Source organism: Lapillicoccus sp., from assembly GCF_039935575.1.
In the GTDB taxonomy this organism is placed as follows: domain Bacteria; phylum Actinomycetota; class Actinomycetes; order Actinomycetales; family Dermatophilaceae; genus Lapillicoccus.
Window position 1 is genome coordinate 17788 of record NZ_JBDTKA010000050.1, and the last position, 13902, is coordinate 31689.

14 protein-coding genes, 1 tRNA gene and 1 pseudogene are annotated in these 13902 nt (G+C 68.0%); 13 read left to right on the forward strand and 3 right to left on the reverse strand.

Annotation, left to right across the window (positions count from 1 at the left end; all coding sequences use genetic code 11):
• Positions 1-27: 27 nt before the first annotated feature.
• Positions 28-333, reverse strand: a complete 306-nt coding sequence (locus ABI385_RS06300; protein WP_348102896.1) for a hypothetical protein — start codon at positions 331-333, stop codon at positions 28-30.
• Positions 330-614: a hypothetical protein gene (locus tag ABI385_RS06305; protein WP_348102897.1), complete on the reverse strand. Its 285-nt coding sequence runs from the start codon at positions 612-614 to the stop codon at positions 330-332. Before ABI385_RS06305 ends, ABI385_RS06300 begins: the two co-directional genes overlap by 4 nt.
• 298 nt (positions 615-912) lie before the next feature.
• Between ABI385_RS06305 and ABI385_RS06310 the strand changes: the two are divergent.
• From ABI385_RS06310 to ABI385_RS06345, 8 genes and pseudogenes are all read left to right on the forward strand, one after another.
• A pseudogene (locus tag ABI385_RS06310) lies at positions 913-1443 on the forward strand (NTP transferase domain-containing protein); the annotation flags it as partial.
• Positions 1444-1575: 132 nt separating this feature from the next.
• Entirely contained in the window at positions 1576-2475 is a 900-nt protein-coding gene (locus tag ABI385_RS06315; RefSeq protein WP_348102909.1) for a MoxR family ATPase, read from the forward strand.
• 4 nt (positions 2476-2479) lie between these two features.
• Complete coding sequence (locus tag ABI385_RS06320) at positions 2480-3583, forward strand: VWA domain-containing protein (protein ID WP_348102898.1); 1104 nt, start codon at positions 2480-2482, stop codon at positions 3581-3583.
• Complete coding sequence (locus ABI385_RS06325) at positions 3576-4778, forward strand: XdhC/CoxI family protein (protein ID WP_348102899.1); 1203 nt, start codon at positions 3576-3578, stop codon at positions 4776-4778. Before ABI385_RS06320 ends, ABI385_RS06325 begins: the two co-directional genes overlap by 8 nt.
• A 27-nt stretch (positions 4779-4805) precedes the next feature.
• Positions 4806-5270, forward strand: coding sequence for a (2Fe-2S)-binding protein (locus ABI385_RS06330; RefSeq protein ID WP_348102900.1), 465 nt, complete (start codon positions 4806-4808; stop codon positions 5268-5270).
• Positions 5267-7780, forward strand: a complete 2514-nt coding sequence (locus ABI385_RS06335; protein WP_348102901.1) for a xanthine dehydrogenase family protein molybdopterin-binding subunit — start codon at positions 5267-5269, stop codon at positions 7778-7780. Before ABI385_RS06330 ends, ABI385_RS06335 begins: the two co-directional genes overlap by 4 nt.
• Positions 7777-8634 carry a xanthine dehydrogenase family protein subunit M gene (locus ABI385_RS06340; RefSeq protein ID WP_348102902.1) on the forward strand — a complete coding sequence of 286 codons (858 nt, stop codon included), beginning with the start codon at positions 7777-7779 and terminating at the stop codon, positions 8632-8634. Before ABI385_RS06335 ends, ABI385_RS06340 begins: the two co-directional genes overlap by 4 nt.
• 4 nt (positions 8635-8638) lie before the next feature.
• On the forward strand, positions 8639-9367 hold the full coding sequence (locus ABI385_RS06345; protein ID WP_348102903.1) for an SRPBCC family protein: 729 nt from the start codon (positions 8639-8641) through the stop codon (positions 9365-9367).
• 59 nt (positions 9368-9426) lie between these two features.
• On the opposite strand, the gene ABI385_RS06350 is transcribed toward ABI385_RS06345, so the two are convergent.
• Positions 9427-10935, reverse strand: coding sequence for an amino acid permease (locus ABI385_RS06350; protein WP_348102904.1), 1509 nt, complete (start codon positions 10933-10935; stop codon positions 9427-9429).
• A gap of 603 nt (positions 10936-11538) precedes the next feature.
• Here ABI385_RS06350 and ABI385_RS06355 point away from each other — a divergent pair.
• The 5 genes from ABI385_RS06355 to ABI385_RS18475 all read left to right on the forward strand — a co-directional run.
• Complete coding sequence (locus ABI385_RS06355; protein WP_348102905.1) at positions 11539-12339, forward strand: aminotransferase class IV; 801 nt, start codon at positions 11539-11541, stop codon at positions 12337-12339.
• Positions 12336-12824: a TIGR02611 family protein gene (locus ABI385_RS06360; RefSeq protein WP_348102906.1), complete on the forward strand. Its 489-nt coding sequence runs from the start codon at positions 12336-12338 to the stop codon at positions 12822-12824. Before ABI385_RS06355 ends, ABI385_RS06360 begins: the two co-directional genes overlap by 4 nt.
• Positions 12825-12889: 65 nt before the next feature.
• Positions 12890-12963: transfer RNA gene (locus tag ABI385_RS06365), tRNA-Val, on the forward strand.
• A 257-nt stretch (positions 12964-13220) separates the two neighbouring features.
• Complete coding sequence (locus ABI385_RS06370; RefSeq protein WP_348102907.1) at positions 13221-13406, forward strand: helix-turn-helix domain-containing protein; 186 nt, start codon at positions 13221-13223, stop codon at positions 13404-13406.
• A gap of 401 nt (positions 13407-13807) precedes the next feature.
• Positions 13808-13902: ribbon-helix-helix protein, CopG family (locus ABI385_RS18475; protein ID WP_407068235.1), on the forward strand; the 95-nt coding region annotated here is incomplete at its 3' end.

A 13902-nucleotide genomic window follows, 5' to 3' on the forward strand; every position in this document is an offset into this window, starting at 1 on the left:
TCACGTTCGCCGACGGCACAGCGGTTCTTACGGGTGCGGTCCGAGGGTGAGGATCGTGAGGGTGTCCGGCGTGGGGCCGTACAGCCACCAGATGCGCCAGGCGCCCGGGGTTCTGTTCTCGATGTAGGACTCCCATACGTCCTCGCCATCGGGCCCGGTCAGTGACTGGTACTTGTGGGAGTTCAGTCCTGGATGACCGGGGCCGATGTCGTGCAGCAGCCGCAGCGTCTTCGTGGCTTTCTTCAGCTTCGCGGCGTAAGCGGGCTTGCCGAGGTCCTCCAAGACGCGCAGTGCCTCATCGGTGTAAACCAACGCGAAAGGGGGCGCGGTCACGACCCGGCGTTGTCGTCGAGCAGATCATCTCGCTGGCTCACACGGCCCTGGGAGGCGTCAGCGAGGCCACGGAGCAGAGACTCACGTAGCGCGTCGTCCTCCCACACCAGCAGTTCCCGCTTCGGGATGCTCGCCAGCGGGGTCAGCAGGATCTCACCGGTCGAGCGGGTAGAGACCAAGAACCGGTCGTTGCGGTGTACACCGGCGCGTCCGAACGCGATCCGAGCCCGGTCGTCGGCTGCGACTTCGGCGACGGGCTCGAAGCCGGCAAGTGCGCTCACGATGAGCCCTCCTCGATGTTCGTCTCACCTAAGCCTACCTCACGTGGGTATATGGGTGTCACCCACACCGCGAGACCCAGGCGCGTTCTACGTCGGCCTGTCTATCGCGCTCGTCCTCGGCCGAGACAACACCGGCTGCTGAGCTGGGACCGACTCAGGGCGGAATCCGCAGATGCGCGTCTTGCAAGCGTGTCTGCCGCCGCACGTGAGGCAGGCGAGCTCCAACAGCTCGCCTGATCCCAAGCGGCTCTCCCTGAGAACAGGTTCGCACCCCTGCAACCCGTGATTGCATGCGCTCATGCACGGTCGCGAGTCGCCGAGGCCGTCGCCGGCTGGTGTGCTCCTTGCTGCCGGTGCCGGGCTCCGGATGGGGCAGCCCAAGGCGTTGTTGCACGACCCCGACGGGACGTCCTGGCTGCGTCGAGCGACGAGCTCGATCGCTTCGGGCGGCTGCTCGCCCGTCGTCGTCGTCCTCGGTGCCAGCGCTGCCGAAGCTCGCGACCTCCTTGGCCCGGATGCCGTGGGTCGGCCGGATGTGCGTGTGGTCGAGGCCACCGACTGGGCAGCCGGCATGGCTGCCTCCCTGCGGCGGGGCCTGCAGGAGCTGGCCGGGTGCGAGTCCACCACCGCGGTGGTCAGCCTGGTGGACCTGCCGGACGTCTCGGCCGAGGTAGTCCGTCGGGTGACCAACACCGTTGGTGACGCCGGCGACGCCCTCGGGCGGGCGGCATACCAGGGCGTCCCCGGTCATCCCGTGGTCCTCGGCCGAGACCACTGGGAGGGGATCTGCGCCGATGCCAGCGGGGACCGCGGCGCGCGCGACTACCTCGCTCAGCACGACGTGATGCTTGTCGAGTGCGGCGACCTTGCGACCGGAGTCGACGTCGACACCCCAGTCGGGCTGTCGCCCTCCAGGGATGTGGGTGATGATCGGGGGGTGGCTACGGAGCGAGAAGGACCCATTCTCTCGCCCGCCGACCTCGCCGAACGTCTCGGCGCGACGGGTTACCTCGTCGACGAGTCGCTGGCGACGGTGGGCTACCTCGCGCTGCGGCTGCACCGTCCCCTGTTGGTCGAAGGAGAACCCGGCACGGGCAAGACCGCACTGGCCGAGGCGCTCGCCGAAGCACTCGACATCCCCCTCATCCGCATGCAGTGCTACGAGGGGATCGACGCCAGCCAGGCGCTCTACGACTGGGACTTCCCCCGGCAGATCCTGCATCTGCGCGCATTGGAGGCCAGTGCGCGGGTCGCCGGGGAGACCGGGTTGGCGGCGCCCTCCGATAATGCCAGCGACGTCGAGAAATCCCTGTTCGACGAGCGGTTCCTGCTCGCCCGCCCGGTCCTGCGGGCCCTTCGGGAGAGCCCGGCCGTCCTGCTCGTCGATGAGATCGACCGGGCTGACGACGAGTTCGAGGCGTTCCTGCTCGAGGTCCTGTCGACCTACCAGGTCACCATCCCCGAGCTCGGCACGGTCCGCGCCACGACGCCGCCGGTGGTGGTGCTCACGTCCAACCGCACCCGTGAGCTGCACGATGCGCTCAAGCGGCGTTGCCTCTACCACTGGATCGACCACCCGGGGCTCGAGCGTGAGCTCGCTATCGTCCGCAGCCGCGCCCCGCACGTCGCCCCCGCCCTGAGCGAGCAGGTGGTGCGGCTGACCCAGCGCCTTCGCCAGCGTGACGACCTGCTCAAGCCTCCGGGTGTCGCCGAGACTCTGGACTGGGCCCGGGCGCTCGACGCTCTCGGTGCAGGCGTGCTCGACGTAGAGACCGCGGCGGCCACCCTTGGTGTCGCCGTGAAGTACCGGGAGGACGCCGACCGCGTCCGAGCCGACCTCGCCACCATGCTGGGCGGGTGAGGCCATGACCGCACCCGACGCGCTCCTGCTCGGTTTCGCTCGCGCCCTGCGTGCGGCCGGGTTGTCCGTCACCGCCGATCGGGAGGCCGGGTTCCTCGAGGCGGTCTGCGTGGTCGGTTTCGACGACGACCGGGCGACCTACTGGGCCGGCCGGGCGACGCTGTGCACCGGACCGGACGACTTCGCGAGGTATGACCAGGTGTTCTGGGCCTGGTTCAGCCGCAAGCCCGTCGCCGTACCGACGGCCGCACCGGGCGTAGCCACGTCGACCCAGGCCAGTGTGCTCGACCAGGACGGCAACGGCTCCCGTCGCCGCGAGGACGAGCTCCTGCGCGCGAACGCCAGCGGCACCGAGGTGCTCCGGCACCGCGATGTGGCTCAGCTCGACTACGTCGAGAGACGCCTGTTGGCAGCGCTTTTCGGGACCCTTCCCTGTCCGGATCCGCAACGGAGAGCCTCCCGGCGCACGTCGTGGCACCGCGGTGAGATCGACGCTCGCCGCACCCTGCGTCGTCAGCTCGAGCGGATGGGCGAGCCCGGTCGCCTCGCGTGGCGCCGCCGGGGCAGCCGGTCTAGGCGCGTCGTCCTGCTCGTGGACGTCTCCGGTTCGATGAGCTCGTATGCCGACTCGCTCCTTCGTCTGGCGCACCGCTGGTCCACCGGACAGACCCACCCGGGCCACGTCGAGGTCTTCACCATGGGAACCCGCCTGACCCACGTCACCAGGGCTCTGCGCCAGCGCGACCCTGACCGCGCGCTGGCCGCGGCCGGTGAGGTCGTCCCCGACTGGTCGGGGGGAACGCGGTTGGGCGAGTCCCTCAAGGCGTTCCTCGACCGCTGGGGCCAGCGCGGCATGGCCCGAGGCGCGGTGGTGGTCATTTTCAGTGACGGGTGGGAACGCGGGGGTGTCGAGCTGCTCGAGCAGCAGATGCGCCGTCTCCAGGCGCTCGCGCATCGGGTGGTGTGGGTGAACCCGCACCGGGGCAAGGCCGGCTACCAACCGATCCAGCAGGGCATCGTGGTGGCCCTGCCGCACTGTGATGCGCTGGTCGCTGGGCATTCTCTGCGGACCTTCGAGGACCTCGCGGCGGTGGTCGGTCATGCGTGACGTGCTGCCCGAGCTGATGCGCTGGTGGCGTGCCGGCGAGAGCGTGGCCATCGGCACCGTCGTCGCCACCTGGCGCTCGGCTCCCCGACAACCGGGTGCCGCAATGCTGATCGGGCCCGGCGGTGAAGTGGTCGGTTCGGTCTCCGGTGGCTGCGTCGAGGGCGCCGTCTACGAGCTGGGCCAGGAGGTTCTCGAGTCGGGTATCCCTGTCCTGCAACGCTACGGCGTGAGTGACGAGGACGCCTACGCCGTTGGTTTGACCTGCGGGGGGATCCTCGACGTCTGGGTGGAGCGTGTCTCGCCCGACTGCTTCCCCGCGCTCGGCGACGTCGCCGACGACGTCGACGCGGGCCGTCCCGTCGCCGTCGCGACTGTGGTGGAGCACCCTGACCCGTCCTGGCTGGGGCGCAGGATGGTGGTCCGGCCCGAGGAGGCGGCGCTCGGCCGACAGGGGCGGATGGGCAGTGAGCGGGCCGACGACGCGGTGACCGACGACAGCCGAGGGCTGCTGGCCTCGGGGCACAGCGAGACCCTCACCTACGGTCCCGACGGTGAGCGGCGCGGGCAGGGGATGCGGGTCTTCGTGGACGTGTTCGCCCCAGCGCCGCGGATGCTCGTCTTCGGAGCGATCGACTTCGCCGCCGCATGCGCCCGGATGGGCAAGTTCCTCGGCTACGAGGTGACCGTCTGCGACGCCCGACCGGTGTTCGCGACGACGAGCCGGTTCCCGGACGCCGACGAGGTCGTCGTCGACTGGCCGCACCGCTACCTCGAGGCCGAGGTCGAGGCGGGCCGCGTCGACGGGCGTACCGCCTTGTGCATCCTCACCCACGATCCCAAGTTCGACGTCCCCCTCCTCGAGGTCGCGCTGCGGCTGCCCGAGATCGGCTACATCGGGGCGATGGGTTCGCGACGCACCCACGAGGACCGCGTGGCCCGGTTGCGCGAGATCGGCCTGACGGACGACGAGCTGGACCGGATGTCCAGTCCCATTGGCCTCGACCTAGGAGCCCGTACGCCGGAGGAGACGGCCGTCAGCATCGCCGCCGAGATGATCGCCATGCGATGGGGCGGGCGGGGCCACCGGTTGACCTCTGTGTCCGGCCCCATCCACCACTCGGCGTCCGAGGCGGACCTCCCAGCGCGCCCCCCCGAACGACCCTTGCAGCACGCCCTCCCAACCAGCACGATCTGATCACCGACCCATCCCGAGGAGTCATCGATGACCCGCATCACCGTCAAGGTCGACGGCACGAACTACACCGACGAGGTGGAGCCCCGCACTCTCCTGGTCCACTACCTGCGAGAACAGGTCGGAAAGACTGGAACGGTCGTGGGCTGCGACACCAGCAACTGCGGCGCCTGCACCGTCCACCTCGACGGCGTCAGCGTGAAATCCTGCAACGTCCTCGCGGTCCAGGTCGACGGCGGCGAGGTCACCACGATCGAAGGCCTCGCCCAGAACGGTGAGCTGCACCCGATGCAGCAGGCCTTCCACGAGTGCCACGCCCTCCAGTGCGGCTACTGCACGCCCGGCATGATCATGCAGTCGATCGACCTCCTCAACAACAACCCCCATCCCTCCGAGCAGGAGATCCGCAACGGGCTGGAGGGCAACCTCTGCCGGTGCACGGGCTACCACAACATCGTCAAGGCCGTACAGCAGGCAGCCGGAGGTGCGAAGTGACCATCACCGAAGAGCGTCCCTCCGAGGCCCCCGACGCCGAGCCCACCGAGGTCGGAAGACGCCGGACCCGCAAGGAGGACCAGCGGCTCATCACCGGGCGCACGAAGTGGACCGACAACATCATCCTGCCGGGGATGCTGCACGCCGCGATGGTGCGCAGCCCCTTCGCGCACGCGACCATCACGAAGATCGACACCAACGCCGCGAAAGAGGCGACGGGGGTCATCACCGTCGTCACCGGCGAGGACGTCAAGGACGTGCAGGGTGTCATCGCCAACGCCTGGCCGATCACCCCCGACCAGAAGACGCCGACGCACCTCCCGGTCGCCATCAGCCGGGTCGCCTGCGCTGGCGAAATTGTCGCGGTCGTGGTCGCCCGCTCCGCCGCGGCGGCGCGCGACGCCGCCGAGCTGGTCGACGTCGACTATGACGAGCTGCCGGCTGTCCTCGACCTCAAGGAGGCAGCCGAGGACAAGGTCATCGCGCACCCCGACCTCGGCACCAACAAGAGCGCCTTCTGGAAGCTCGACTCGGCCGAGCAAGGCTCGGGCGGCAACGTCGACGAGGCCATCGCGAAGGCACGAAGCGGCGGAATCGTCATCGAGCGGGAGTACCGCCAGCAGCGGCTGATTCCTGCCTTCATGGAGCCGCGCTCGGTCGTTGTGGACCCGACCGGCGACCAGATGGTCGTCTGGTCATCCACCCAGATCCCGCACATCCTGCGGTTCCTCATCGCTGCCACGACGGGGATCCCCGAGTCCAAGGTCCGGGTCATCGCACCGGACGTGGGCGGCGGCTTCGGCGGCAAGCTGCAGACGACACCCGAGGAGTTCGTCACCATCGCCCTCGCTCGGCGACTGGGCAAGCCGGTGAAGTACACCGAGACCCGGTCCGAGTCGCTGCTGTCCGGCCACCACGGCCGCGACCAATGGCAGAAGCTCACGCTTACGGCCGAGAAGGACGGGACGGTCACCGGCCTCAAGGTCGAGCTGCTCGCCAACATGGGCGCATACGTCGCCCTCATGGGCGGGGGAGTCCCTGTCCTCGGAGCCTGGATGTACAACTCGATCTACAAGTTCCCCGCTTACCAGTTCAACTGCCAGACGGTGCTCACCAACATGCCTTGGGTGGACGCCTACCGCGGGGCCGGTCGTCCCGAGGCCACGTTCGCGATCGAGCGGATCATGGACGAGCTGGCCGCCGAGGTCGGCGTGGACCCGCTGGAGATCCGTGAGAAGAACTGGATCACGCATGACGAGTTCCCGTTCACGACGGTGGCCGGGATGACCTACGACTCCGGCAACTACGAGGCGGCTACCGACAAGGCCAAGGGCCTGTTCGACTATGACGGGCTGCGTGCCGAGCAGAAGCAGCGGCGGGAGAGCAAGGACCCGGTGCAGCTCGGCATCGGCGTCTCGACCTTCACCGAGATGTGCGGGCTGGCACCGTCGCGGCTGCTGGGCCAGCTGAACTACGGCGCGGGTGGCTGGGAGTCAGCGTCGATCCGGATGCTTGCCACCGGCAAGGTCGAGGTCATCACCGGGACGTCCCCACACGGGCAAGGCCACGTGACGTCGTGGAGCCAGATCGTCGCCGACCGTCTCGGGGTGCCCTTCGAGGACGTCGAGGTGTTGCACGGCGACACCCAGATCGCTCCGAAGGGCATGGACTCCTACGGGTCCCGGTCCCTTGTTGTCGGCGGTGAGGCTGTGGTCCGGGCTGCGGACAAGGTGATCGAGAACGCCAAGCCGATCGCCGCCCACCTGCTCGAGGCCAGCGCTGACGACCTGGAGTTCACGAAGGGCCGGTTCGAGGTCAAGGGAACCGACAAGGGGGTCGGGATCGCCGAGATCGCAATGGCGACCTTCACCGCCCACAACCTGCCCGACGGGATGGAGCCCAGCATCGACGCCAGCTCGACCTACGACCCGGTCGACTTCTCGTTCCCGCACGGCACGCACCTGTGCGCGATGGAGGTCGACACCGAGACCGGTGAGTCTCGGATGCGCTCGTATGTGTGCGTCGACGACGTCGGGGTCATCGTCAACCCGCTCATCGTCGAGGGGCAAATCCACGGCGGGCTGGTCCAGGGCATCGCGCAGGCGCTTTGGGAGGGCGCGGAGTTCGACGACAACGGCACCCTGGTGACGGGGTCGTTCGTCGACTACACCCTGCCGACTGCGGCCGACACGATCAGCTTCGTGTCCGACCACACGACGTCTCCGTCGACGACGAACACGTTGGGCACCAAGGGCGTCGGCGAGGCCGGCACCATTGCGTCGACTCCGGCCGTCGTCAACGCGATCGTAGATGCGCTGCGTCCGATGGGGATCAACGACATCCTCATGCCGTGCACGCCCGAACGGGTATGGAAGGCGATCCAGTCCGCAGGAGCGCGCCAGGCGGCACCCACGCAGCCGTCGTCGCAGCCGCACTTCGGAGAGGACCTGCCGAACCAGGATGACCCCGGCGCATCGGCCGGAGATAGCACGGAAGGTGGAGCACAGTGATTCCCACACAGTTCGACTACCTCGCGCCCGAGACCATCGAGGAGGCGCTCGCCGCACTCGCCGAGGCCGGTGACGACGCCAAGGTGATGGCCGGTGGTCAGAGCCTGCTTCCGGTGCTCCGGATGCGTCTCAACGCGCCCGAGATGGTTGTCGACCTCAGGCGCATACCGGGTCTGAGGGAGATCTCCGAGGACGGGGAGTTCGTCGTCATTGGTTCCATGGCCACCCACACGGCCGTTGTCGAGAGCGACCTCGTCCGCGAGCACGCGCTGCTGCTGAGCAAGACGGTGGCTGAGGTAGCGGACCCGCAGATCAGACACCGCGGCACGGTCGGTGGGGCGTTGGTCCATGCCGACCCGGCCGGCGACGTCGGCGCGGCGGCGCTGGCGCTGGGCGCCGAGTTCGTCATCGTCGGCGCGGACGGCGCGACCCGCACCGTCTCGGCCGACGACTTCTTCGTCGACCTGTTCGAGACAGCGGTCGGAGAGGGCGAGCTGCTCACCCAGGTCCGGATCCCGAAGCACACAGGCTGGGGGGCGCACTACGAGAAGTTCGTCCGCGTCAAGCACCAATGGTCGATCGTCGCCGTCGCCGCCACGGTCAGGGTCGAGGGCAGCGCGATCGCCGAAGCTCGGATCGGGTTGACCAACATGGGTTCCACGCCCTTGCGGGCCACGTCGGTGGAAGAGGCGTTGGTAGGCCAGCCGGCTACTGAGGACGCGGTTCGAGCGGCGGCGCAGTCGGCGGCCGACGGAACCAACCCCCCGTCCGACCTCAACGGGGACAGTGACTACCGACGGCACCTCGCGACGGTTCTGACCCGGCGCGCCGTGCTGGCAGCTGCGGGAGCCTGAGCCGGTGGAGCTGCACCACCTGTTCACCGTTCCAGCGCCGGTGGACACCACGTGGGAGACGTTCATGGATCTCGCCGGGGTGGCCTCCTGCTTCCCCGGCGCGACCGTGACGTCGGTCGACGGCGACTCGTTCACGGGGACGGTCAAGGTCAAGCTCGGCCCGATCGCCCTCCTGTATGCCGGTTCGGGCACCTTCGTCGAGCGGGACGACGGTGCCCACCGTGCGGTTCTGGAGGCGAAGGGCAAGGACAAACGTGGCAACGGCACCGCCGGAGCGACGGTCACGATTGCGCTCACCGAGACGGTCGACTCGGGCACGTCGGTCGACGTGCAGACAGACCTCAGCGTCACTGGTAAACCCGCCCAGTTCGGGCGGGGGGTGATGCAGGACGTGTCGGACAAGCTGCTCGGTCAGTTCGTAGCGTGTCTCGAGCAGCGTTTCGACGAGCCTGCCCCGCAGGACTCAGCGGCGGCCCCGGCAGCTGTGCCCGCGGAGACGGACGAGGTCGTGGAGGCGAGCACGGTTGCGTCGACCCCCGCCAACGGGCGGGTCGCTGCCCCCGCGCGAGCCACCCCTCCCATGCAGGTCTCCACACCTCGCGGCGCTGACGACGCGCTCGACCTTGGGGCGACCGTCCTTCCCGTGATCCTGCGCTCCTACGCACCCCAGCTCGTCGCCGCAGCGGTGGGCGTCGTGGTCGGCATCCTCATCGGGCGCGGACTGCGTCCCTGACCCGGGGGGCGGGTGACGGTGCTGTCGTCAACCGCGATGGTGGGGCCGCGAGGACGGTGTCAGTCGTCGCCGGTCGGTTCCGGGACTCGTCTGTCGGCGGCCGGCACCTCGAGGTTGCCCTTGCCGGTCCGCAGTCGGCTGTGCGAGGCGCTGTAGGTGAAGTAGATGACGAAGCCGATGACCAGCCATACGATGAAGCGCAGCCAAGTGGCCACCGAGAGGTTGAGCATCAGCCACACGCAGGCCAGGATCGACAGGATCGGGACCCACGGCACTCCCGGAACGCGGAAGGATCGATTCAGGTCAGGCCGGGTCTTTCGCAAGATGATGACCCCGGCGGAGACGAGGACGAACGCGAAGAGGGTCCCGATGCTGACCAGCTTGGACAGCTCGGCCAGGGGCACGATGCCGGCGAGCACGGCGACGAAGACGCCGGTGCCGATCGTGATGACGTACGGCGTCCCGAACCTGGGGTGCACGGCGGCCAGCTTCGTTGGCAGCAGACCGTCCCTGGACATCGCGAACAGCACCCGTGCCTGGCCGAGCATGAGGACGAGGACCACCGTCGTCAGTCCACACACGGCACCGACCGAGATGATCGAGCTGGCCCAGGTCGCCCCGTTCGCCTTGAACGCCTCCGCGAGTGGGGCGCTGGTGTTCATCCGGTCGTCGCTGTACTTCAGCATGCCGGTGATGACGATGGACACCGCCACGTAGAGCACCGTGCAGATGACGAGGGAGCCGATGATGCCACGCGGGATGTCCCGCTTGGGGTTGCGGGTCTCCTCGGCAGCGGTCGCAACGATGTCGAAGCCGATGTAGGCGAAGAAGACAACGGAGGCGGCCGCGACAATGCCGAAGCCGCCGAAGTGCGACGGCGACATGCCGAACAGCACCTGGACCAGGGGCTCGTCGACGCCGGCGGAGCCGGAGGGACTCGGCACGCTCGGCGGGATGAACGGCTGGTAGTTGGCGACCTTGACGAAGAACAGCCCGGCGACGACCACGAACAGGACCACCGCGACCTTGATCACGACAAGCACTCCAGTGACCCTGCCGGACAGCTTCGTCCCGAAGACCGCGACCGCCGTCAGTGCCAGCACGATCACGATGGCGGCGATGTCCGGCCGGGCGGCATCGCCGGCCAGCCAGTCGGGCAGGTTGAACAGGCTGTGTAGGTACCCTGACCAGCCCCGGGCGACGACGGCGGCACCCAGTGCCAGCTCCAGAACGAGGTCCCACCCGATGATCCATGCGACAAGCTCCCCCAGGGTGGCGTAGGAGAACGTGTAGGCGCTGCCTGCAACCGGGACCGTAGAGGCGAACTCGGCGTAACACAGGGCGGCGAGCGCGCAGGTGACTCCCGCAAGTACGAACGAGATCGCGATGGCCGCACCCGCGTTGACGTGGGCCTGCTGGCCGGTGAGGACGAAGATGCCGGTCCCGATGATGACACCGATGCCGAACACCGTCAGGTCCCAGGCGCTGAGCTCCTTTTTCAGCCGATGCGCGGGTTCGTCGGTGTCGGCCATTGACTGCTCGACGCTCTTGACGCGAAGAACACTCATCGACAACCTCCCGATCGGCGCCTACACGAATACGACAAATCGCAGCTGCATCATGCATCTCAGCGGTAGCGCAAGGGAAGGGGGCCGCGACGCGGGAGTACACCGGGCGGGAAGATCTGCGCTGTCGCGGACGTCAACGGATGCGTCGTTACTGAAGGTGCCGCACGTCGACCCCGGACACCCAAGGCTGGAACTGGACCGGACAAGCGCGGAGGTGGTCAAGCCGCTAACGCCGTCGCCGGCGCTGCTCTTGCAGGCACATCCAGCTCGCTAGTCCTCACGTCCGCATGGACAACGGCCACCCCACACGCATACCAGCTCGTTGGTCCACCATGCGTGTCTCCCGAATGACGACGCGACTCGGACCTGCGACGGTGTACCGTCCTGCAGACCCGCAGCCCGAGGGTACGACGCGTCGCTGGCCGCGGGGTGCTCTCCGACCAACGCCGCCTCGAGGTTGTCCTTCGGCGACTGACCCCCTTGGCGGACGCCACGGAACCGGCTGGTGGCTCGCGACGTTGGGGACGGTGACGAAGGGAAGGCGGGGATATGACGGTGCGGGTCTGGGTCGATGGACGCCTGTGTGACGAACAGGCAGCGTCGGTGTCGGTTCTGGACCACGGGATCACCGTCGGAGACGGCGCGTTCGAGGCGGCCAAGATCGTCGACGGTCGAGCCTTCGCGTTGTCGCGGCACGCGCGTCGCCTGGACCGCTCGCTGGTCGGACTCGGACTCCCGCCGGCCGACCACAGGCTGATCGAGGAGGGGGTCGATGCCGTCCTCAGCGCCGGCGACCCAATAAGGTTCGGCCGGCTTCGCTACACCGTGACCGCCGGACGCGGTCCACTTGGTTCCGACCGTTCGGTTCCTCGCGACGGCGTCGACCCGCTCACCTACATCGTGACGGCCGTCGACGAAGCACCGCCACCGGCCTCCGCCAAGGTGGTCGTCGCGCCATGGACTCGCAACGAACGCGCCGCCACGGCCGGCCTGAAGACCACGTCGTACGCCGACAACGTCGTCGCCCTCGCCTACGCGAAGGAACGTGGCGCGGTCGAGGCAGTGCTGGGGAACACCCGCGGTGAGCTCTGCGAGTGCACGGGATCCAACGTGTTCGTCGTCGTCGAAGGCACCGTCTTGACGCCGCCCGCTGGCTCGGGCCTGCTGCGGGGCATCACGCGCGAGCTCGTCTTGCAGTGGTGCCGAGAGGACGGGTTGCCGATCGAGGAGAGGGTCATGCCACTCGGCATACTCGATACGGCCGACGAGGTGTTCCTTACGAGCTCGACCAAGGACGTTCTTGCGGTGCACGCTGTAGACGACCGCTTGCTCGAACCGGGCCCGCTGACCGCGCGGGCCGCCACGGTGTTTGCTGCCCGGGCGGGGGTAGGGATGGACCCGTGAATGACAAAACGTCGCGTTCCGCGGTTCCTTCGTCAGTTCGGCCGGAGGACACCGACGACAACGTCGTGCTGGACGCCGAGGACGACGACTGGGCCTGGCGCAGACGGCTGCGCGCCAACCCGACCACCGCGCGCCTCTACCGCGGCGCGGTTGCGATCCTTGGTCTGGTCCTCGTCGTAGGAGGGCTTATCGCTGTTCCCGCCCCCGGTCCGGGGTGGCTCATCGTGTTCGTCGGGGTCTCGGTCTGGGCCTCCGAGTTCGAGTGGGCGCAGCGGCTGTTGCGCTGGGGCAAAGCGCGGCTGCACGAATGGAACACCTGGATCATGCGGCAGCAGTGGTGGGTGAAGGCTCTGGTCGGGCTCGTCACCTTGGCCCTGGTTCTGGCGGTGTTCTGGGGATACGTCGCTTGGCAAGGAGCGCCGCAGTGGCTTCCCGACCAGGTCGAGTCCGTCCTCGAGCTGCTGCCCGGAGTGCCCGCGCGCTGAGACCGGCCGATTACCCGAACGCCGGGCCGTCCGGCTATCCTCAGTGCCGCGATTGCATCGCATCCGGACGTGTAGCTCAGTTGGTTAGAGCGTTCGCTTCACACGCGAGAGGCCAGGGGTTCGAGTCCCTTCACGTCCACCGCCTCATCAGGTCCGTGACCTGCGACGTTGCAAGAACTCCAACCTAATCGACCTTGACCGTGTCACATACGTGTCAGATCGAATCTGAGTGTCGGCCCTTTGCAGGAGCGCCCTCGACGCCCTCGCGCGACCGCCCGCCTCAGGCGCCCGAGCCCTCCCGTCCGGCGAAGAAAAATAGTTGGACGGCGACTGTCCACCCGGAGGGGGTTTTTTTGCTTACTTAAGTAGAGGGAAGAAATATCCAAGGAGCAACCGATGGCCCAACGGACGTATGAGTCACTAGCAGAGGCGGCAGCGCGCACCCACGTGAGTGTCCGAACGCTCCGAAGGTGGATCGCTCAGGGCCACCTCGTGGCATATCGGGCCGGCCCCCGACTATTACGCGTGCAACCCGATGACGTCGACGCCATGATGAGGCCGTCTCTTCGGCGCGGTGCCTGACCTCAGTTGTATCGGTTTAGTGACCACTGCGGCTGAGGTCGCTCTGGATGACTTGGGCGTCGTGGGGGATCCGTGGCGGCACGGTGATTATGCCGCCGTCAGGCGTCCCGTAGAACTCAGTTGCACCCCGCTCTGTCAGTCCGGAGCCCTCCGTGTCAGACCCTGGGTGCCGAACCAGTTAGTGCACCAGCCCACCGGGTCACTGTCTCGAGTGGCGAGGCGGACAGCCTGTGCGACCCGTAGCGGGATCGCGCTGCGGGGCAGGCATTGCGTAGTCGCCTGGCTTCGTGGGCGAGAGACTCGGAGACGATGAGGTCTACTCCGAGATGACCGCTGCGGGCGGAGGCAGTCGGGGCGTATCCTCATATGACTACATGTAGTGATGGAGGTGTTCCGTGACGGTGAGTGAGGTACCCCGATCTCTTCGTCTTCCGGTGGAGATCGACGAACGACTGTCACGGCTGGCGGCTGCCACGGGACGGTCCAAGAGCTACTA